Source organism: Gracilimonas sediminicola, from assembly GCF_024320785.1.
In the GTDB taxonomy this organism is placed as follows: Bacteria; Bacteroidota; Rhodothermia; order Balneolales; family Balneolaceae; genus Gracilimonas; species Gracilimonas sediminicola.
Genome location: NZ_JANDBC010000001.1, coordinates 1,276,542 through 1,295,023, shown reverse-complemented (window position 1 = coordinate 1,295,023; position 18,482 = coordinate 1,276,542). Strand labels below are relative to the sequence as shown.

Here is an 18,482-nt window from a genome sequence, read left to right as displayed (position 1 = left end):
ATGAAAGCCACACTTCAAATTGATGGGATGCATTGTGCAGGCTGTGCCAATGCCGTGGATAAACAGCTCGAAAACCTGGAAGGGGTGAAATCTGCCAGCGTAAATTTGGCTACAGAATCAGCGGTGGTGGAATATGAGGGCGACCTCACCATGGATGATTTTGCAGAAGCAGTTGCGAATGCCGGGTATACGCTGATCCGGGATGATTCGGATTCCGGCACGAGGGCAGATAAAGTAGAAGAGAGGGAGCAAAAGAAGTACGAAACTGCCAAAAGAAATATGGTGAGGTCGTGGGTTCCTACGGCTTTGACGCTGCTTTGGATGCTCCCAATGTGGATTGCCCATTATATGTTTTTAGGTCCGGTGGGAATGGAGTTGGGAATGATCCTGCTCTCCGGTTTTGCCATTTTTGTACCCGGATGGGAAACCATCAAAAGTGCGTGGAAGTCAACGGTAAACCTGAGTCCCAATATGGATGTGTTGATTGCCATGGGAGCTCTGGCTTCACTTTCTACCGGTTTTGTAAAGCTGGCCCATGAACTGGGGTACGGGCCTGATTTCCACAGCTTTGCTATGATCGGGGGTATGATTATGGCCTTTCACTTAACCGGTCGGTTTATTGAAACGAAGGCCAAAGGCAGTGCTTCTCAGGCCATCCGAAAGTTATTGACGCTGGGAGCTAAAGAAGCTTCTGTTCTGAGAGAGGGGGAAGAAGTAAAGATCCCAATTAAAGAATTACAAGTTGGGGATGTCATGCTGGTGCGGCCGGGAGAAAAAATTCCAACAGATGGAGAAGTTATTGAAGGAAGCAGCAGCGTGGACGAGTCCATCGCAACCGGAGAATCGATGCCGGTGGAAAAGTCGGAAGGAGACGAAGTGATTGGTGCTACCCTGAATACCAACAGCGTGCTGAAGGTGAAGGCTACGAAAGTGGGAAATGAGACTTTCCTGAACCAGGTCATAAAGCTGGTGGAGGAAGCCCAGGGAAGTAAAATCCCGATTCAGGATTTTGCCGATCGGGTCACCAGTATATTTGTACCGGTGGTTTTATTGTTGGCGTTGGTTACACTTTCCTCATGGCTGCTATTCCCGGACTTTTTCGGAGGAATTGTGGAGTGGGCTTCTGCTTTTATTCCCTGGGTTAATCCGGATTTAGGATCAACGGCGTTGGCTTTTTATGCGATGATTGCCGTCCTGGTAATTGCCTGTCCATGTGCGTTGGGATTGGCAACTCCAACGGCCCTGATGGTGGGCTCAGGACTTGGAGCCGAAAATGGAATCCTTATCCGAAAAGGGGAAGCCATTCAGCGCATGAAAGATGTGAATGCCATTGTGCTGGATAAAACGGGCACCATCACCAAAGGAAAACCAACGGTGACGGATGTGATCTCATTTGGCGAAACCAAAGACGCTGACCTGTTGAAATGGGCGGCATCAGTAGAAAACAATTCCGAACATCCGCTCGCCCGGGCAGTTGTAAACTATGCTTCCGAGAAAGACATTAAACCGGCAGAAGTCTCCGGTTTTGAATCCATAACGGGAAAGGGTGTGTATGCTGAACTGGATGGCAAGAAGGTGGGCGTTGGAACACCATCACTGATGGAAAAGCTGGGGACGAAAATATCTTCGAATGTTTCATCTCAGAAACAGCAGTTGGAAGAAAAAGCGAAAACAGCCGTGTTGGTCAGTTTTGATGGCGAAATTGCTGGGTTGCTTGGCATTGCCGATGAAGTAAAAGAAGACAGTAAGCAAGCCATTGATGAACTTAAAAAACTGGGACTCAAAACCATTATGCTCACAGGAGACAATCAGAAAACAGCCCGTGCAATTGCCGATCAGGTTGGTATTGATGAAGTGATCGCGGAAGTACTGCCCGACCAAAAATCCAATGAAGTGAAACGCCTTCAGGATTCCGGAGAAGTGGTAGCTATGGTCGGTGACGGCATCAACGATGCTCCGGCACTTACCCTGGCTGATGTTGGAATTGCCATTGGAACCGGAACGGATGTGGCGATAGAATCCGGGGATATTGTGCTGGTAAAAGGAGATCTGTCGGCGGTGATTCGGTCGATTAACCTTAGCAAGAAAACGTTCACCAAAATTAAGCAGAATTTATTCTGGGCCTTTTTCTACAACCTGATCATGATACCGCTGGCTTTTGTAGGATGGCTGCATCCGCTGCTGGCCGAAGCCGCGATGGCATTCAGTTCCATCAACGTGGTGTTTAATTCCCGCCGGCTTGGGAAGGCAAAATTGAACTAAATCCGGTAAAACAAAATTGCTTCAGGAAAGTTATCTTGTCGCAAATCATTTTAAACAAACATAGAATATGAATAACGCGAAAATTTTAGTTGTTGGATTATTAGTAACCGTAGGTGTTGCTGCTTTTTTGTTCTGGCCGGGTAATTCTCCGCAAAGCATCTTGTCCGATAAAACCGAAGTGGTGATGTATAAAAATGAAGGTTGCCAGTGTTGCACCAAGTGGGGCGATCATATGGAAGAGGGGGAGTTTTCTGTAGAAGAAGTTCCGACCCCGGTCCTTATGCAGGTGAAGCAGCAAAACGGAATTACCCGTGAATTGGCTTCCTGCCACACAGCCATGATCGGCGATTATGTTGTGGAAGGACACGTGCCCCGCGAAGATGTGGAGCGTCTGCTTCAGGAAAAACCGGAAGATGTAATTGGTTTAGCAGTTCCGGGAATGCCAACCGGATCTCCCGGAATGGAAATGCCGGGACGTCCCGCTGACAATTATGATGTATTACTCCTAAAGAAAGACGGGACTACCAGCGTGTATTCTTCACACTAAAAGTAGCATTTAGGTAATTAAAAAAGGCTTGCCGATAACCGGTAAGCCTTTTTTTATATACGTGATACACAAAATAAATTATTTAACAATGATTTTACGAAATAAATGAAACAAAATGCTGCTGAAAGTCTTTAATAGGGTGAATACAAACAAAACAAAGACATATGAAAAAGACTATAGGCGGCATGTTAACCGCGGGTGGATTAATAGGAATTATCTATTTTGGATACCAGTACATGCAGGATTCTGAATCTATTGAGGCTTTCGGTGCAGATGTTGCCATCAGTACCGGAGACTACACTCCCATTATTATCTCAGCAGTTGTAATGGTAGCCGGCATTGTGATTTCGAAGCTGAACCTGAAATAACTCGAGAATAAAAAGAGCAGTCATCGCGAGGAGCCCAATGCTTGAATTGGTTTGAAGTGTTCGTCGACGAAGCGATCTCCAAGAAAAGGTTGAAAATTTTCTTCAGTTGGTCGATTAATCAATGGCAAAGATCTATAAACCACATAGCTTTTCGCTCATTTTCCACAACTCCCGGGCTGCATCGGCATCACGGGCGGTTTTACTGGGGGTGGCTGCCTTTTTGTTTTTGAAGTAAGCGCCATTCACATTCTCTACATCCGCAGAGGCAGCAAGATAAATGGATGTTTGAGCTCCTTTACGGGAAGAGGCCATGAACGGCTTACCGATTGTAAAGAGTGTTTTCATAATCCAGCTGGCACTGTTGGCAAAATTGGAGGCTATGACTCCGGGGTGAAGGCAGTTTGCCGTAACATGCGTATCAACCAGACGGTGGGCCAGTTCTTTGGTGAACAGAATATTGAACAACTTAGAATTTCCATAGGCCTTAATGGGTTTGTATGCTTCGGAAAGCTGAAGGTTTTCCGGGTCAAACTCTCCACGGCGGTGAGCTTCTGAGGCCACACTGATTATACGAGCATAGTCAGAGGCTTTGATGTGGTCCAAAAGCAGGTTGGTAAACAAAAAGTAGCCGATGTGATTTACTGCAAAGGTCTTTTCCAGCCCGTCTACCGTTTCTTCCCGGTCTGAAGCCAAAAAGCCGTGATTGTTGATTAGCACATCCACTTTATCATAATCGGCTTTAATCTTCTCTGCAGCGTCCCGAATTTCTGACTGGATGGCAAAATCGCATAGTACAATATCAATTCCGGGGTTTGAAGTTTCATCGACGATTTGCTGCCGGGCTTCTTCGGCTTTGTCTTCATTCCGGCAAACCATCACAATGTAGGCGCCTTTTTTTGCCAGCGCTTTGGTGGTTTCAAATCCAATACCGGAATTGGCTCCGGTAATCACACATAATTTGTTGTTCATAGAGAATGTCCTTCGTTGATACCTGACTTTATCGGGTTAATAGCTTCGAAAGTTTCAAGGGAATAATCAGGGGTATAATTGATGTATGCAAACGGTTTACCAAAGCATCAAATTCCGTATCTTTACAGAAAATTTCGAAGCAAGCTATGATACAAGAATATTTGAACTCCATTGAGAAATTTGTGGTTGTGGGCGACCGGGTGCTCATCAAGCCGCGAGATATGGAAACCCACACCCGGAGCGGACTGGTGCTTCCGGCTTCTGTAAAGGAGAAAGAAGAAATCCAAAGTGGCTACATCGTAAAAACCGGCCCGGGTTATCCCATCCCGAATACCGATATCGAGGAGACCTGGAAAGGAAGCACCGATACTAAGTACATTGGCATGCAGGCTATTGAAGGAGATTTAGCCATTTTCCTGAAAAAACAGGCCTACGAAATTGAATTTGAAAACGAAAAATATTTAATCGTCCCGCACGCAGCTATCCTGTTGCTCATCAGGGATGAACAAATCACTTAAATGGACCAAGAGAAAACACTGACCGACGGTAAGAGAGAACAACAAGAACTAAACGAACCCAACCAACCGGAACCACAGAAGCATTCTGTTTTTGATGACATTCAGGGCATTGTAATTGGCTCGCTGTTGGCGGCTTTCGGTATCGCCATCTTTTCGCATATGAACTTCCTGATTGGGGGTACGGCGGGGGTGTCGTTCTTAGTACAGTACACAACGGACTTCAGCTTTGGGGTTGTTTTCTTTGTGATCAACCTACCCTTTTATGTGCTTGCCGTGAAAAAGCTGGGATGGGAATTTACCATCAAGACTTTTTTGGCTGTATTTGGAGTTTCATTTCTTACCGAGTTCATCCCAATAATCTTTGAGTTCGGGGAAATTAACCCGTGGTTCGCAGCTATTTTCGGAGGCTTTCTGATCGGGAGTGGCCTTCTTATGCTCTTCAGGCACAAAGCCAGTTTGGGTGGGTTGAATATCCTGTCTATTTATGTGCAGGAATATTTTCAAATCAGTGCTGGTAAGTTTCAAATGGTGGCGGATACCATCATCATCCTGGCGGCCTTTTTCGTGGTTGACTGGAAAGCTCTCGCTTTTTCGGTATTGGCATCGGTTGCCCTGAATATCATTCTGGCTATTAATCACAAGCCTGGCCGCTATCGCGGAATGAGTTAGAAGCCTGTTCGACTTTGGGCATGGAACGCGGATGAGGCGGGTGGAGCAGATGTTCGCCGTTGAATGAGTTGACCAATATACTCTCTGTGTTGGCACGAATTACGCTGCTGATTGGAGAATCAATGTCTCCAAACTTGCACGGAATGTTTTGTCTTTTATATTGCGTTGACTGATCATTCTATATTCAACCTAATCAAAGCCTATGAAACGCCGAGAATTTTTATTGAAATCAGCCTTAATGGGAGCTGCCGCTACATTGCCACTCCATAAATTTTTTGCGGCCGTGCAGGAAAGTCCGTTTACCACTCTTCGAAGAAATGTGGGGACTTTTGTTGGCCGGGGAGGAACCATTGGCTGGCTGGTAAATGAAGATGCGGTGGTGATTGTAGATTCTCAGTTTCCTGAGTCGGCCAAAACCTGCATCTCGGGCTTGGAAGAAATGACGGACATAGCTTTTGATGTGCTGATTAATACGCATCATCATGGCGATCATACAGCAGGGAATCCGGCCTTCAAAGAAAAAGTGAAGCGTATTGTTGCTCATAAAAATGTACCGGATCTGCAAAAAGCCTCAGCGGAATCACGTGGTCAGGAAGCACTGGATGCCCAGGTTTATCCGGACACCACCTATGAAGAAAAATGGTCGGAAGATGTGGGGGATGAAACCGTTCACCTGACTCACTACGGCCCGGCGCACACCGGTGGGGATTCAGTTATTTATTTCGAGAAAGCGAATATAGCTCACATGGGTGACTTGATGTTTAACCGTGCTCATCCCTTTATTGATCGCGGAGCCGGAGCTTCCATTTCAAACTGGATTACCACACTGAACCGAACAGCGGATGATTTTCCGTCAGATGCGATGTACATATTCGGGCATGGCAATTCAAATTTCGGAATTACGGGAAGTGCTGAAGATCTGGAAGTAATGAGTGAGTTTCTTTCCGCTCTCTTAGATTTCACTCAAAAGGGAATTGATGCCGGGATGACTAAAGAAGAGCTGATGAACAAAGAAACCCTGAACGGTTTTGAGGACTTCAAAGCTCCGGGATGGAGACTTCCGCTAAGCGCGAATATCGAAGTGGCCTATGCTGAATTAACAGAAGACAATGGATAACAATACTTCATCACCCCAAACAGAATCTCCTAAAAAAGCAAAACGCCGGTGTTTATTCTGCGGGCAGGAGGCAGAGTTAGTCTGGGTTCATGGCCACGGACAATGTGCTGCCTGCGGAACCAATGCCGAAGAATGCTGCCGGGGAGAGGTAAAGTGTTAATGTGTTTACGTGCTGACGTGTTAAAGTTCGAAAGTGTTAACACCGCTACTTTCGCGTGAAAACACTTTCGAACTTTAGCACCTTAACACTTAAAACACATAAACACTTTCTTAATAATCATACTGCCAGCGGATGTCGATGCCTTGCCGGTTGTCGTCGCCCTGTGTAAGGATGAGGTCAAGATTCTTGGTGAGCAGATATTCGAGGATAAACAGGGTTTCCGGGGTTGCGCCACTTATTTCATTCACGATTGCGAAGAACGTTCGGCGATTCAGGTACCAGCCGGTTTTTATCGATGGATTTCCATTTGCCCCCGAGTTATCAATCTGGACCACATCAATTCCAAGTTGTTGGGTAGCCAGCGCCTCAAATTCATCCAGCAGCACATCTACCAGTAAATCGGTGGGGGATGAACCACTGCTTCCACTCACCACTTGCTGCCACGACTCTAACGCATAGCACGGCTTATTAAAGAGGGTGTAGCAAACGATATCCTGCTGCTCCATTTGAGGAGTACTTTCAAACCTGAAATCCGGATCCTCAGCTTGCCCTTCGATGATGTAATATAGGATGATAGGGTCACCCTGCTTTTGGGAAGACTGGGGAACATAACTGGTTTTGATGAACAAGTCGGGATTTGTAACCGGACCGCTGAACGTGAAGGTTCCTTCATCAAGGGTAAATTGTTTGCCTAATGGGCGAACATATCCGCGCTGCGCGTTCAGTGTTCCAAATAGTTGCAGGTCCTGTTCAACCTGCTTTTGTGCATCCAGTTCGCCCGTCATGGCAATTTCCATGTCAAGGTAGCGCCGGTTACGAATCAGGAAGTTACGCTCAATTACGAAACGCATATCAATGGACAGTGAATCATAGGCACTGAATGAGGAGATTTCTTCCCCTTCAAGCTCAACGGTTTCAACTGATCTTTCTCCAAAATCCTGCAGGTATACAAATCCATTTTTAATGCGAAGTTCACCGGATGCCGTAGGTCGGGTTGGTTTGCCGGACAACTTGCTGTCCAGGTCAATGGTAAGATTGTAATCCGAAGTGTTGGCCAGACGGAAGCGGGAAGCTTTGGCATCAATATTAAGGTTGGTTGGGGTGATGCCCTCCATGTCAATGGAACCACTGGCGTTAAATCCGCCACTGCCACTTCTTGCCGTGAGCTGATTCAGCCGAAGGCCCGATTCATTAAAATCAAATTCAGACTTAATTTCGGTGAGCTTGATACCGGCTATGGGCACGGAAAGCTCCCCTTTGTCAAGCCGCAGATATCCCTGAGGTGTGAGGGTGCTCTTGGTACCGGCAATTTCGATGTCTGCATTCAGCATGCCCCGCAACTTGTTCATGTACTGCTTATCCAGAAAATCATTGAACACCGATAAGTTGAAATCATCGGTAACCATACTGATGTAAAGCGAATCATTTTCATCCGGCATATTCATAGCTAAAGTCCGGAAGTCCACAGAAATCGGCAGCTCAGATCGGATAGAAGCCGCTTGCTGCCCACGTGCCCGTATTTCAGCATTTGCGGTTACATTTTTTTGTTGGTGATGATATCGGAATTCGGCAAAGGCAGAGTCAATTTTAATGCCAGAAAGCGTGGGGTCGGCAAGTTGAAAAATTCCTTCCATGTCAGGTTCCCCTGCTGTACCTGAAAGTTCTCCATTGAAGGAGAGTATCCCGCTTGTACCGGTTATACCGAAAGCATTCAGCAGGTTCTGGAATTCACTCAGTTGGACAGGGTTTATTAGAAATTGCCCGCTTACCGGTTCTTCGAAAAAGGAATCATCAAGGGTGGCGGGGTCGGCAGCAACAAACGGAACATCCATTCGTCCGGATACTTTTTCCTCTCCATTCATTTTAAGCCCGAGCTCCGCCTTCAACCGCTCGGCTACCAGGCTGAAATTCAAATTCATGGTATCAACCTCGGTGCCCTGGTAGGCAAGATTGGTGAAGGTCAGGAGTCCGTCACCGGATAGATCCTGAGGACTGTTTGCGAACCGCATATTTCCAGAAAGAATGCCATCCACCAAACGCTCATCAAAAATAATCTCCTGGATCACTCCAAAGTCAAAATCCCGGCCGCGAATCCAGCCTTCCTGCTTCAAAGAATCAGCATAGGGGATAGCCATAGTTAAATAGGTGCCGCCATCCGATTGCAGGTGAAGGGTGTCGGTCTGAATGGTTGCATCCTGGTAAGTCAGCCGGAATGGAGATTGGAGGGAAAGCACCCGGGCAGGGGTTGTAAAATCAAATTTCTGCCACATCAGGTGGGTGCGTAGTGACTCAAGATTGATTTCGTAATTTCCCGACTGGGTGATTTCACCGGCATCGTCACTTTCAATATCCAGCATAAAAGTGCCATTCATGGAGTCGGGAGAGGCAATGCCAATGGTTTCAAAATGAATGTCTTGCAGGGCAAAGTCAGAGTAAGCAGGCTGACCGAAGTTGAGCGTCAGATCGTAGCTGTAATTATCGCCAATACCTATCAGCGTGTTTCCTTCAATGGATTGTGCGGACAGAAGGGTATCGTATTTGAAGTCTTGTAAGTCCACGTTGCCGTCAAACTGAAGCCGGTTTTCTTTTTCGGTGATGTTTCCGGTCACGGTTCCTTGCGCACTCAGTAGCTGAATGCCAAGCACGGATGCTAAAGGCTGGAGGTTTTTGATTTTCATATCCACCGCCAGTTTATTCATTGGGTCCGATTGATCCTGAAGGTTACGGCGACCGGAAAAGGTTCCTTCAATAACCTCGCTGTTAAGGTCACCTTCCGAGATAGTGAGAATATCCCCGTTTAGGTTGGCCATGATGTTGAGGCGGTCGAAAGCAGCGCCGTTTACATAGCTTGAATCAATGAGTAGATTGGATTGCAGTTCGATCTTTTCAGGATCAAAATAACGTCCAGAACCTGTTGCCTTGAGATTGATACTGGTGGGGAAATCCTCAACTCCGGCAATTTCTGAAGCATTAAACGAGGAGGTGTTAACTGTATATGAATAAGAAGGTGCCTCACCGAGATAATCCGCAACAGCACTGTTAAACGAAATCTTACTATCAATCAGCTGCACAAAACCTCCGGCTTTTAGAGAGTCTTTGGTGACAGAACCCTGAATATTGAAATCCGATACTACCTGACCATTGATTGTAAGTGTATCAGTACCCACGTGAGGAATCATGCGCTTTGGTTTGCCGGGTTTATTTACAAAAGCAGGTCGGCTCTTGGCAGACGAACTCGGATATAAGCGGAATGTCCATGGTTGTTCCGAGGGTTGAAATCCCTTCCCATCCAACCGGCCTCTGAGGCTTAATTTCCCATTGAGTTCAGGGTTTTGCAGCCACCAACCAATGTCCAGGTTTGAAACAACAACAGGCACTTGCCATGAAGGATGCTCATCAAAAAGTTGTTGAACAGATGGGTTTGCAATAATTTTATCTTCCCCGTCGCTTAACTCAAAGTTTGCACGTAGTTCTTCATTTGCGATAGTTCCGCTGCCAAAAAATTCTTCAAACACATAATCCTGATAGCGAATGCCGCTGAGTGTGTAACCCCAGGTGGCATTCATATTCTGATAATTCTGCGTAATCTGCCCTTCAACGGTGGCCTGAAATCCTCCAATATACGCTTTTACAGAATCGTTGGTAAAATAGCCGACATCAATATTTTGAGCACTTATTCCGAGTTTTTTGAGTGTGGGGATTCCTGAAAACGAGAGATCAGTAATGGCCAGAAATTCATCAAAGCCTTCCCCTTCTGCGGTCACTTCGATATGGAGGGAGTCGGCACTGCCTCCTACTTTTAAGCCTAATTGTAATTCCTGAGCAGGAATGTCATTCTGTAAGTAAGCTTGCAGGTCTTTCAGTGAGAAGGGGTTTGTTTCTGCCCGGGCATTAAAGGTAGAATCCTGAAGGTTGGCAAAGGCGCTGGCATTGAACATCGACCGACCGGTTTCAACAACCAGTCGGTTTAAAGTTATTTCCTGATTCTGATAAGATCCGGCTGTTTCAACAGCGATGGCTGACGGGAGCCGCCCTTCCTTCACCTTAAAAGAAAGAGAAGACAGGGAACCGGAAATATCTTCGTCTAAATAAAAGCCGGCTGAGGCATTCAGGTTTTCAATAGTCAGGGCAGAGTCGGGTAAGTAGGAAGACGAGCGCACGAAAACCGAACTGTTTTCTACGAGGATTTTTTCCAGATACAGACCAAATGCCGATTCTGAAGAAGGCTGAGTCGGCTCGGCTTCCTTAACCAGGTTTTGAACATTGAAGGTTGTGTCGGCTTCTTCAATAATTGACGCTTTCAGTCCATTGACCCGGATTTGCTGTGCCTGAAATGAGCTGTTCAGCAGCGACCAAATATTATACCTGATGCCCAGCGTGTCTATACTTGCGAGGGTGTCGGTTTGTTGTAGGGTGATGGAGGTTACGATAAAATCATTCCATAAATCCCCATCGATATTACCAATGGATAAGGTGCCGTTGAGTTGCTGGTTTGCCAGCGAGGTAATCTTATTTTTGGCAAAATTGTGAACTGGTGAGGTTTTCAGGGAAAGACGCAGAGCTGCTCCCAGAATGAAAAGTGCGAGCAGAGTCCAGCCGGTAACTTTCAAAATACGAACCATGATATGTGTGTTCTTTTCACTCATATGCTAAAATGCCTGCCCGATGCTAAAGTGAAGTCCCCACCGATCCCAGGCACTGCCGAAATTCCGGCCCCGGTAAATTTGAAGATCCTCATCGGTTGGGTTTATTTTATAAGCAATATCGATTCGGATGGGGCCTATGGGCGACTGGTAACGAAGTCCGCCTCCAACCCCAAACTGAATGGGGGTGGTGCCGATATCACTGAAATTTCTCCAAACCTGCCCGCCATCCAAAAAGGTTGCAACGCCAAAGCCTTTGATTAGCTGGTTAAGCTGAAACCGAAGCTCAGTGTTAAAACTAAACATCCCACGCCCTCCAACAGGAACAAATTGTTCGAACTCACCTTGCTCATTTATGATTGCCCGTTTAGGTCCCAGCTCTTGCCGGCTCCACCCTCGCACCGAGTTGGTGCCGCCACTGTAGAGTCGAATGTCGGAAGGCAGGGAGTCCTGTTTAGCATAATAGATTCCGGCAAAATTTATGCGCTTTGCAACCACAATGTTTTGGTTAAGGGCTGAGAATTTTCTGATGTCCATTCCCGCTTCCTGAAAGCTATAGGTTGCTTCTCCAAACAAGCCGGACAATTCCCAAAATGGCTGTATCGACCAGCCCTTTTTTCCTCGTTGCAAGTTTCGGGCATAAAATGCATTCAGGTTAAAAGAAGAAACATTGTAAGCCTCAATGCTGTCGGGCAGGCTTTCCTGGGAATTCCGGTTAATCTCGTTGTTTAGTGTAAATTCGTGAGATATTGTACCGGTTAAATTAGAGCTGTACTGGTAAATAAAACTGTTGGTTATACCTCCGCGAACAATTTCATAGGAAGGCTCCAGTTTATGTTCAAAAAATGGAGATAAAATAATCGAAGTCTTTGTGTTGTACACATAAGGGAACAGGTAGTTGGCTCCGAGGCGTTGTTCAATAGCGGAGGCGTTTCCGGTGATACTGAATCGTTCTCCGCGTCCGCGAACATTGCGGTGGGTCCATGAAGCCTGTCCACGAAATAACTTGTAGAAGTCGGCCCAGCCATCATCGATACGGGTCAGGTTTCCGATTCCAAACTGAAGCTGAACCGTGCGCAAGGGAGTTTCTTTCACCCTCACCTTTACACTTATGGTAGAGTCTTGCGGCTGCTCAGGAATGTTGATGAGCGCAAAGCGAAACATATGGTGGCTGAAGACTTCCCTCTGGGCCTCTCTCAGTGTATTTTCGCTGAATACTTCGCCCGGTTCAATGCCGGTTTCTCTGATTATATACTTTTCGGCAAGATTTTCTTCTCCTTCAACAACCACAGAGTCAAACCGAGCCCGGGGCCCCGGGCTGGTGACCAAGGTCACGTTCGCTGATTTGGAAACGCTGTCTATCTGAGCATTAACCTCACTTGTTGCATATGGATAGCCGAGATTTCGAAGTCGCCCCACGAGCTTTCCTTCCACTTCAGATTTATTGATAGTCTCGTAGCGCTGCCCGACCTTATATGGCAGATTTCTCTTAATATCCTGAAAATCCTCATCATCCGTAATTAAAGCCCGGTCTTCGCTGCTTGTGGAAACCTGGAAATCCACCTTCTTAATCCTGATGGGGGTATTTTCAGTGATTTCAAATATGATGGATTTTCGCCACTCTTTGCTCAGCGTTTCAATGCGGTAGTTTACAATTACGTCATCAAATCCCCGGCGCTGGTAAAAGCGTTCAATTCGGATGACATCACGTTTTACATCATTCTCGTTGAGGATCATTCCCGGCTGTCGCCAAAACAGGAGTTTCTTAAATGGTGAAGGGGGCTCATTATAAATCACATCTTTAATTACTAACGCTTCAAACGTTCGGTTTCCTTCAATGTTAATGCTCCAAACCCGTGCGGGGTCAGGTTCTTCCTGGGCAGCCACTTGTACGGTAACAAGATGGAAAACACCCAGCAGCGCGAAGAGATGGATTAGAAGTTTTAAATTAGTAGTAACCAAGTGAGTGATTTATATTAATAAAGATAAGTATAACTGAATGTTTGCTATCTTTGAAATCTTAGTTGTAATGCTCAGTTTTTAAATGAGCCATAACGTTAATTGCACTTATATATGTATAAGTATTTTCAGGTCATTATTGTTTCTTTGATACTGGTTTCATGCAAAAGCACGGAAGAGTTCACAGGCTTCTCTTACGATCCTCCGGATGTAACCAACACCACCGACAAAGTCATTCAAGAACAGGCTCGCCGAACCATTGGGGTAGATTCGCCCAAGGTATGGATTAGCAATGAATTTGATGGAGCTCGCATGAATGATGTTTACGCGTATGGTGACTCAACGGTTGAGGTTTTTGTTGCACCTGAAAATGGCCCAATCAACAACAGTCCCTGGTATGCTTTTAAAATTTGGAGTGATACCGTCCGGATGGCAAAGATAAGGCTTAATTACCTGGATGCAACGCATAGATACCTCCCAAAATTGCAAAGCTGGGTTCAGCCCGACAGCATGTGGAAACAGCAGATGGAGCTGCCTGTTCAGTACGATTCTGCCACCGGTACCGCTACTTTTGATGTATTATTGGCTCCTGATCCCATCATTATCAGCGGGCAGCCGCTTCATACCTCATCCGATTTACTTTCCACTTTAACCCATCGCGGGGTTTTGGATAATTCTTTTGTTGAGATGAAAGAAGCCGGAAAATCAAAATTGGGACGGCCGGTTTGGGAGCTGGAAATCACAGAAGTTGACCCAAATGAAAAGGGCCCGGTTTTAGCTATTGTGAGCCGTCAGCATCCACCGGAAGTAACGGGTTATCTTGCTTCGCTGATTTTTCTGGAAGAACTGGCAGCCGACAATGCGTTAGCCCGGGAGTTCAGGGAGACGTTCGTGGTAAAAGCATTCCCAATGCTGAATCCTGACGGGGTTGATATGGGCCACTGGCGGCATAACGCCGGCGGTGTTGATTTAAATCGCGACTGGGAAAATTTCAATCAGCCTGAAACAAGAATCGTGAAAGAAACTCTGGAGCCGCTGAAAAATTCAGATTTAAGGCGGATGTTCTATGCCATCGATTTTCACTCTACCAACGAGAATATTTTTTATCCCATAAATGAGGAAGTAAAAACCAATCCGGATAATATCACCCAGCAGTGGGTAGAACGTATTCAGGAAGATAATGAAGAGGTTGTATTTAACATTGAGCCGTTCGACACCTCATCGCCTATCGCTAAAAACTGGTTCTATCATGCCTTCGGGATTGATGCACTGACCTATGAGGTAGATGATCAAATCAGTGATGAAGATCTTGAGCAGGTTTCGCGATCGGCTGCAAAATCATTGATGAGAGTTCTGCTCGAAAATTGGGATAAAACAAGTGTTGAAAACTAATTCAGGGATACACATATTCAAATAAAAGCTAAATAGAAAAGCATGAAGGGTTCGCAAGTATTATTGGAAGGGATTTACAACTGGAAGCTGCGGCTTGTGTTAAGCGCACTGCTATGTATAATTGGGTTGGGGATACTCATCAGTATGGCGTTAGGGATATTCCTCGAGCTAACCGTGTTGGATAAATCTATTGTGGGGATTGCCATTTTTATGGTGGGAACGCCCGCTTACCTTATTGTCAGTAATTTGGGCAAGGTTGATCAGTACACCATCGCAGGCTTTTTGAACGAAAGCCTTAAAGAGGTTGACGGTGACGCAGAAGTTCTGGTCAAAAAAGAGGATGAGTTGGATCCGGAAGAAAAAACACGCCGGGAACAACTGGAAGAATTTTTCCGCGAAAACCCATTGTATAACTTCCTGCCCGACCGCCCGGTGAAACAAGCTTATTTCCTGTTCTTGATTTCCCTTCTCGCAAGTTTTGCTATTTGGTATTTCGGGTATTGATAATTCAGTAGCTAATTATTCCTCGGCAGCAGGAGAAAAATCCTGATTGTATGGATTTCCGCTGGGCACCGTTACCTTAACTGCTCCATAGTTAGCTGCCTCATGACACTGATTGCAGGTTTGAATCATGGTTTGATAATTGTCCTCAAACATAGCTTCGTCTTTGGCGTCTATCGCAGCTTCAACGTTTTCAATTTGGGGGATGAGCATGGTTTCGAGCAGTTTGCTCACATTCACTCCATCATCCAGATGATTGCCATCAATGATGGTTTCAGATAGTTCTTCGATTTCATGAGAATAAATATCGGCCAGCTCCCAGTTTTCTTCCTTACCTGCAAGATATAATTTATGGCTATACCTCTGCATAAAAGACATGTGGTAAATCAAAGGAACTGTATCCTCATATTGCTCATCGGTATCCGGGTGAGCACTGGATTTAGCTTGATCCGTTTGGCAGGAAATGCTGATGAAAACAGTGGAAACTAAAAGTATAAAACCACCTAACTTGATGCGATACTCCATGATAAATGATGAATATTGATTAATTGAGTGAACAATGGCTAAGTTATTTGTGAATACTCTTACATTCAACCTATGAAGAAATTAATACTGCTTTTCATCCCCCTTTTTATAATCGCTTGTGGCAATAACCCCGAGGTTATTGAGGATATGGGTGACGCCTCTTTTCAGCTGGTTAACAGTGACAGTGCCGAGGTCGTCTTTCCGGATGACTTTGAAGGCGATTACGTGGTGATGGGATTTATATACACCAACTGTCCGGATATCTGTTCGCTCATCACCCAAAATCTCGTCAAAATTCAGAAAGAGTTGAATTATCCGGAGGATGTACAATTCGTAGCCGCTACATTTGATCCGGTACGGGATACTCCATCGAAGCTAAAGCAGTACGGCAAGGCTTTTGGGGTTGACGAAAACTTCACCTTTTTAACCGGCGATTCAACCGAGGTTTTTGCCTTGATGGACAGCGCCCGAGTTCGAAGTCAGGTTTCTTTTACTCAGCAAACCGAAAGCGGAAAAGAGCTTTACTTCATCAATCACTCCGATAAAATCATGGTGTTAGACAAACAGGCGCGGGTAATTTTTGAATATGGAGGAAGCCAGCCGATGATTCCTTCTCTTGTAGTTGAAGATTTAAATAAAGTCCGATGAGAAAAACAGCTTTCCTTTTATTGATTAGTGGTTTGATGCTTTCAGAGGCCTGCACTAACCAAAAAGCGGAGAAAGAAAATGTGAATGAGAAACCCGATGTGATAAGAGAGCGGGTTCGTCCGGCCGCTTCTGGTGGGACAAGTGCAGCTTATTTTGTTTATACAAATTCACTGGACAAAGCGGACACCTTACGTTCGGTTGAGGCAGATTTTGCAGATATGGTGCAGGTGCATGAGTCTTACGAAACTGAAGACGGGATGATGGGGATGCGGGAACAAAAAGAAGTAGTTGTACAGCCCGGACAAGAAATCCGGTTCCGGCAGGGAGGGCTTCACATTATGCTGATGGGCTTGAATCAGGAATTACAAGCCGGCGATTCCGTGGCCGTAAAATTGAAGTTCTCAGGAGCCGGAGAGGTTGTTAAAAAGCTTCCGGTTCAGCCCTGAAATTCCTTCAAATAAAAAAAGGCTGCCGGGTCCTCCGACAGCCTCAACCACTTAACGCCTCAGTTTATTGAATAGTAAACTGAACCATTACAATGTTTTGCATTGAATCAAATACGGGTGGGTCGTCACTTCCTTCAGAACCGTCGAAATCATAAGATCCGATTGTTCCGTTGTCGATGTGCAACATCGCCCATACTTTCTCTCCTGACTCCAGGGTTTCGCCGTCGTTAAGTTCAATAACCAGGTCAGTATTTTGGCCGGTGTAAACTTGTCCGTGGCCAATACTTGCCGGTACTACAGGAGAATCGTTACCGGTATCTCGGTGAAGTACTACAAATCCTATCTGGCCTGTCATGGTTTCAGAGATGGTAAGAGTTCCATCTTCCACAGCCTGCTCTTCTGCAACTACAGCCGGAGCAGCGGAACCACTTACGGTAATGCTTGTCAGCAGAATTCCATCAGCAGTTATAACCGGTTGGTCATGCGGTCCTTGGCCGTCAAACTCATAGGTACCGATTGTTCCGGTATCGTAGTGCACCATAGGGTATAACACGTCACCATCTTCCACTACAACGCTGTCATCAAAAGTGATTTGAACGTCTGTGTTCATTCCTTCCTGAATTGGTGCTTTACCAATAATCTCGGGGATCTGGGGACCGTCATTGGCTTCGTTTGAAGCATGTACAACCACCCATCCGTCGGTATCTGATTCCACATCAACCGTGATAGAGTTGTTCATAACGGTTTGGTCTTCTGCCATCAGTGTTGACATGTTTTCGATTACTTCAAAAGAAGCAAGAACAATGTCACCTTCTGCGGTGATAACCGGTTGGTCTAAACCGCTTTGTCCGTCAAATTCATACTCACCGTTTGTTCCTGTATCATAATGAAGCATCGGAAAGAGATTGTCTCCGGTAGATACTTCCGCACCTTCATTCAGTACAATTTCCACATTCTCATTTACGCCTGCAGAAACCGGTGCTTTACCAATGATTTCCGGAATTTGAGGTCCGTCGTTGTTGGCATTCGGTCCGTGAATTACAATCCAGCCGTCTTCAGCAGCAGATACGGATCCAATAACGAAAATATTACCTCGATCAACCTGATCACTGACTGAAATAGCCGGATCGGTTTGGGAAATCATGAAAGATGTCATCACGATATGATCATTTAAGGTAACCGGCAGGTCTAATCCGTTTTCCCCGTCAAATTCGTATTCGCCCAGAGTTCCGGTGTCTTCATGCAGCATGGCCCAAAGGGTTTCTTCGTTAGAAACGCCCTCTTCCAGCTGAATGGTTACATCGCTATTTACACCGGCTTCAACCATAGATTTTCCGATGATTTCAGGAACCTGAGGTCCGTTGCCTTCAGCATTAGAGCGGTGAATAACGATCCATCCGCTTTCGGGTGATACCACATTTGATATGGTAACCTGGTTACCGTTACTGGTGCCCTGTGTGTTGGCTTCTACGGCCGGGATGTCTGTGTCGTCTTCTCCCGATGAATTGTTATTATCACAAGCTGTGAAGGATAATCCTACAGCAGCCAGAATAATGAATAGTTTGTTTAGTGATTTCATAATAGTTTTTACTTGATGAATTTTATTTCTTATTCACTTGAGATTACGAGGAGATCTTTCAAGCAGATTGCAAAAAACTTAAAATGATTTGCCCGGAGAAATAATTGGTGGGATTACTAAATGAAAAGCCGCTTTTTGGTGTATATGTAAGTGAGTAAGGAAAATGCTTTCAGAAGGTT

General features: G+C 45.6%; 15 protein-coding genes. 10 read left to right on the top strand and 5 right to left on the bottom strand.

Features of this window, described 5'->3' with window-relative positions; translation table 11 throughout:
• The 3 genes from NM125_RS05825 (at position 1) to NM125_RS05815 (ending at position 3,177) form a co-directional block, all read left to right on the top strand.
• Positions 1–2,262: a heavy metal translocating P-type ATPase gene (locus NM125_RS05825; protein WP_255133718.1), complete on the top strand. Its 2,262-nt coding sequence runs from the start codon at positions 1–3 to the stop codon at positions 2,260–2,262.
• A 67-nt stretch (positions 2,263–2,329) separates the two neighbouring features.
• A complete protein-coding gene (locus NM125_RS05820) occupies positions 2,330–2,809 on the top strand; it encodes a DUF411 domain-containing protein (RefSeq protein ID WP_255133717.1) in 480 nt (159 codons plus the stop codon).
• Between the two features lie 164 nt (positions 2,810–2,973).
• Positions 2,974–3,177, top strand: coding sequence for a hypothetical protein (locus NM125_RS05815; protein WP_255133716.1), 204 nt, complete (start codon positions 2,974–2,976; stop codon positions 3,175–3,177).
• 132 nt (positions 3,178–3,309) lie between these two features.
• On the opposite strand, the gene NM125_RS05810 is transcribed toward NM125_RS05815, so the two are convergent.
• Positions 3,310–4,146, bottom strand: a complete 837-nt coding sequence (locus tag NM125_RS05810) for an SDR family oxidoreductase (RefSeq protein ID WP_255133715.1) — start codon at positions 4,144–4,146, stop codon at positions 3,310–3,312.
• A gap of 146 nt (positions 4,147–4,292) precedes the next feature.
• On the opposite strand from NM125_RS05810, the gene NM125_RS05805 reads away from it, so the two are divergent.
• From NM125_RS05805 to NM125_RS05795, 3 genes are all read left to right on the top strand, one after another.
• Positions 4,293–4,664 (top strand): co-chaperone GroES, encoded by a 372-nt coding sequence (locus NM125_RS05805; RefSeq protein WP_255133714.1) that lies wholly within the window; start codon positions 4,293–4,295, stop codon positions 4,662–4,664.
• Positions 4,665–5,333 carry a YitT family protein gene (locus NM125_RS05800; RefSeq protein WP_255133713.1) on the top strand — a complete coding sequence of 223 codons (669 nt, stop codon included), beginning with the start codon at positions 4,665–4,667 and terminating at the stop codon, positions 5,331–5,333.
• Positions 5,334–5,535: 202 nt separating this feature from the next.
• On the top strand, positions 5,536–6,450 hold the full coding sequence (locus tag NM125_RS05795) for an MBL fold metallo-hydrolase (protein ID WP_255133712.1): 915 nt from the start codon (positions 5,536–5,538) through the stop codon (positions 6,448–6,450).
• A 270-nt stretch (positions 6,451–6,720) separates the two neighbouring features.
• Here the strand turns inward: NM125_RS05795 and NM125_RS05790 are convergent, their stop codons facing one another.
• Complete coding sequence (locus NM125_RS05790; RefSeq protein ID WP_255133711.1) at positions 6,721–11,256, bottom strand: translocation/assembly module TamB domain-containing protein; 4,536 nt, start codon at positions 11,254–11,256, stop codon at positions 6,721–6,723.
• A 3-nt stretch (positions 11,257–11,259) separates the two neighbouring features.
• On the bottom strand, positions 11,260–13,215 hold the full coding sequence (locus NM125_RS05785; protein WP_255133710.1) for a BamA/TamA family outer membrane protein: 1,956 nt from the start codon (positions 13,213–13,215) through the stop codon (positions 11,260–11,262).
• A gap of 111 nt (positions 13,216–13,326) precedes the next feature.
• On the opposite strand from NM125_RS05785, the gene NM125_RS05780 reads away from it, so the two are divergent.
• On the top strand, positions 13,327–14,604 hold the full coding sequence (locus NM125_RS05780) for a M14 family metallopeptidase (protein ID WP_255133709.1): 1,278 nt from the start codon (positions 13,327–13,329) through the stop codon (positions 14,602–14,604).
• A 42-nt stretch (positions 14,605–14,646) separates the two neighbouring features.
• Positions 14,647–15,108 (top strand): hypothetical protein, encoded by a 462-nt coding sequence (locus NM125_RS05775; protein ID WP_255133708.1) that lies wholly within the window; start codon positions 14,647–14,649, stop codon positions 15,106–15,108.
• Between the two features lie 15 nt (positions 15,109–15,123).
• Here NM125_RS05775 and NM125_RS05770 read toward each other — a convergent pair whose 3' ends face one another.
• The gene (locus NM125_RS05770) at positions 15,124–15,630 is read right to left on the bottom strand and encodes a hypothetical protein (protein WP_255133707.1); all 507 of its coding nucleotides are present in this window, start codon (positions 15,628–15,630) and stop codon (positions 15,124–15,126) included.
• Positions 15,631–15,702: 72 nt separating this feature from the next.
• Between NM125_RS05770 and NM125_RS05765 the strand changes: the two genes are divergently transcribed.
• A complete protein-coding gene (locus NM125_RS05765) occupies positions 15,703–16,278 on the top strand; it encodes an SCO family protein (RefSeq protein WP_255133706.1) in 576 nt (191 codons plus the stop codon).
• Entirely contained in the window at positions 16,275–16,724 is a 450-nt protein-coding gene (locus NM125_RS05760; protein ID WP_255133705.1) for a copper chaperone PCu(A)C, read from the top strand. The genes NM125_RS05765 and NM125_RS05760 overlap by 4 nt, the downstream gene beginning before the upstream one ends.
• Positions 16,725–16,788: 64 nt before the next feature.
• Here NM125_RS05760 and NM125_RS05755 read toward each other — a convergent pair whose 3' ends face one another.
• Positions 16,789–18,303: a DUF7282 domain-containing protein gene (locus NM125_RS05755; RefSeq protein WP_255133704.1), complete on the bottom strand. Its 1,515-nt coding sequence runs from the start codon at positions 18,301–18,303 to the stop codon at positions 16,789–16,791.
• Positions 18,304–18,482 lie beyond the last annotated feature (179 nt).

Bases quoted from the DNA above. Each gene is read 5' to 3' on its own strand.
- NM125_RS05825 (WP_255133718.1), top strand. From the start codon at position 1: ATGAAAGCCACACTTCAAATTGATGGGATGCATTGTGCAGGCTGTGCC.
- NM125_RS05820 (WP_255133717.1), top strand. From the start codon at position 2,330: ATGAATAACGCGAAAATTTTAGTTGTTGGATTATTAGTAACCGTAGGT.
- NM125_RS05815 (WP_255133716.1), top strand. From the start codon at position 2,974: ATGAAAAAGACTATAGGCGGCATGTTAACCGCGGGTGGATTAATAGGA.
- NM125_RS05810 (WP_255133715.1), bottom strand. From the start codon at position 4,146: ATGAACAACAAATTATGTGTGATTACCGGAGCCAATTCCGGTATTGGA.
- NM125_RS05805 (WP_255133714.1), top strand. From the start codon at position 4,293: ATGATACAAGAATATTTGAACTCCATTGAGAAATTTGTGGTTGTGGGC.
- NM125_RS05800 (WP_255133713.1), top strand. From the start codon at position 4,665: ATGGACCAAGAGAAAACACTGACCGACGGTAAGAGAGAACAACAAGAA.
- NM125_RS05795 (WP_255133712.1), top strand. From the start codon at position 5,536: ATGAAACGCCGAGAATTTTTATTGAAATCAGCCTTAATGGGAGCTGCC.
- NM125_RS05790 (WP_255133711.1), bottom strand. From the start codon at position 11,256: ATGAGTGAAAAGAACACACATATCATGGTTCGTATTTTGAAAGTTACC.
- NM125_RS05780 (WP_255133709.1), top strand. From the start codon at position 13,327: ATGTATAAGTATTTTCAGGTCATTATTGTTTCTTTGATACTGGTTTCA.
- NM125_RS05775 (WP_255133708.1), top strand. From the start codon at position 14,647: ATGAAGGGTTCGCAAGTATTATTGGAAGGGATTTACAACTGGAAGCTG.
- NM125_RS05770 (WP_255133707.1), bottom strand. From the start codon at position 15,630: ATGGAGTATCGCATCAAGTTAGGTGGTTTTATACTTTTAGTTTCCACT.
- NM125_RS05765 (WP_255133706.1), top strand. From the start codon at position 15,703: ATGAAGAAATTAATACTGCTTTTCATCCCCCTTTTTATAATCGCTTGT.
- NM125_RS05760 (WP_255133705.1), top strand. From the start codon at position 16,275: ATGAGAAAAACAGCTTTCCTTTTATTGATTAGTGGTTTGATGCTTTCA.
- NM125_RS05755 (WP_255133704.1), bottom strand. From the start codon at position 18,303: ATGAAATCACTAAACAAACTATTCATTATTCTGGCTGCTGTAGGATTA.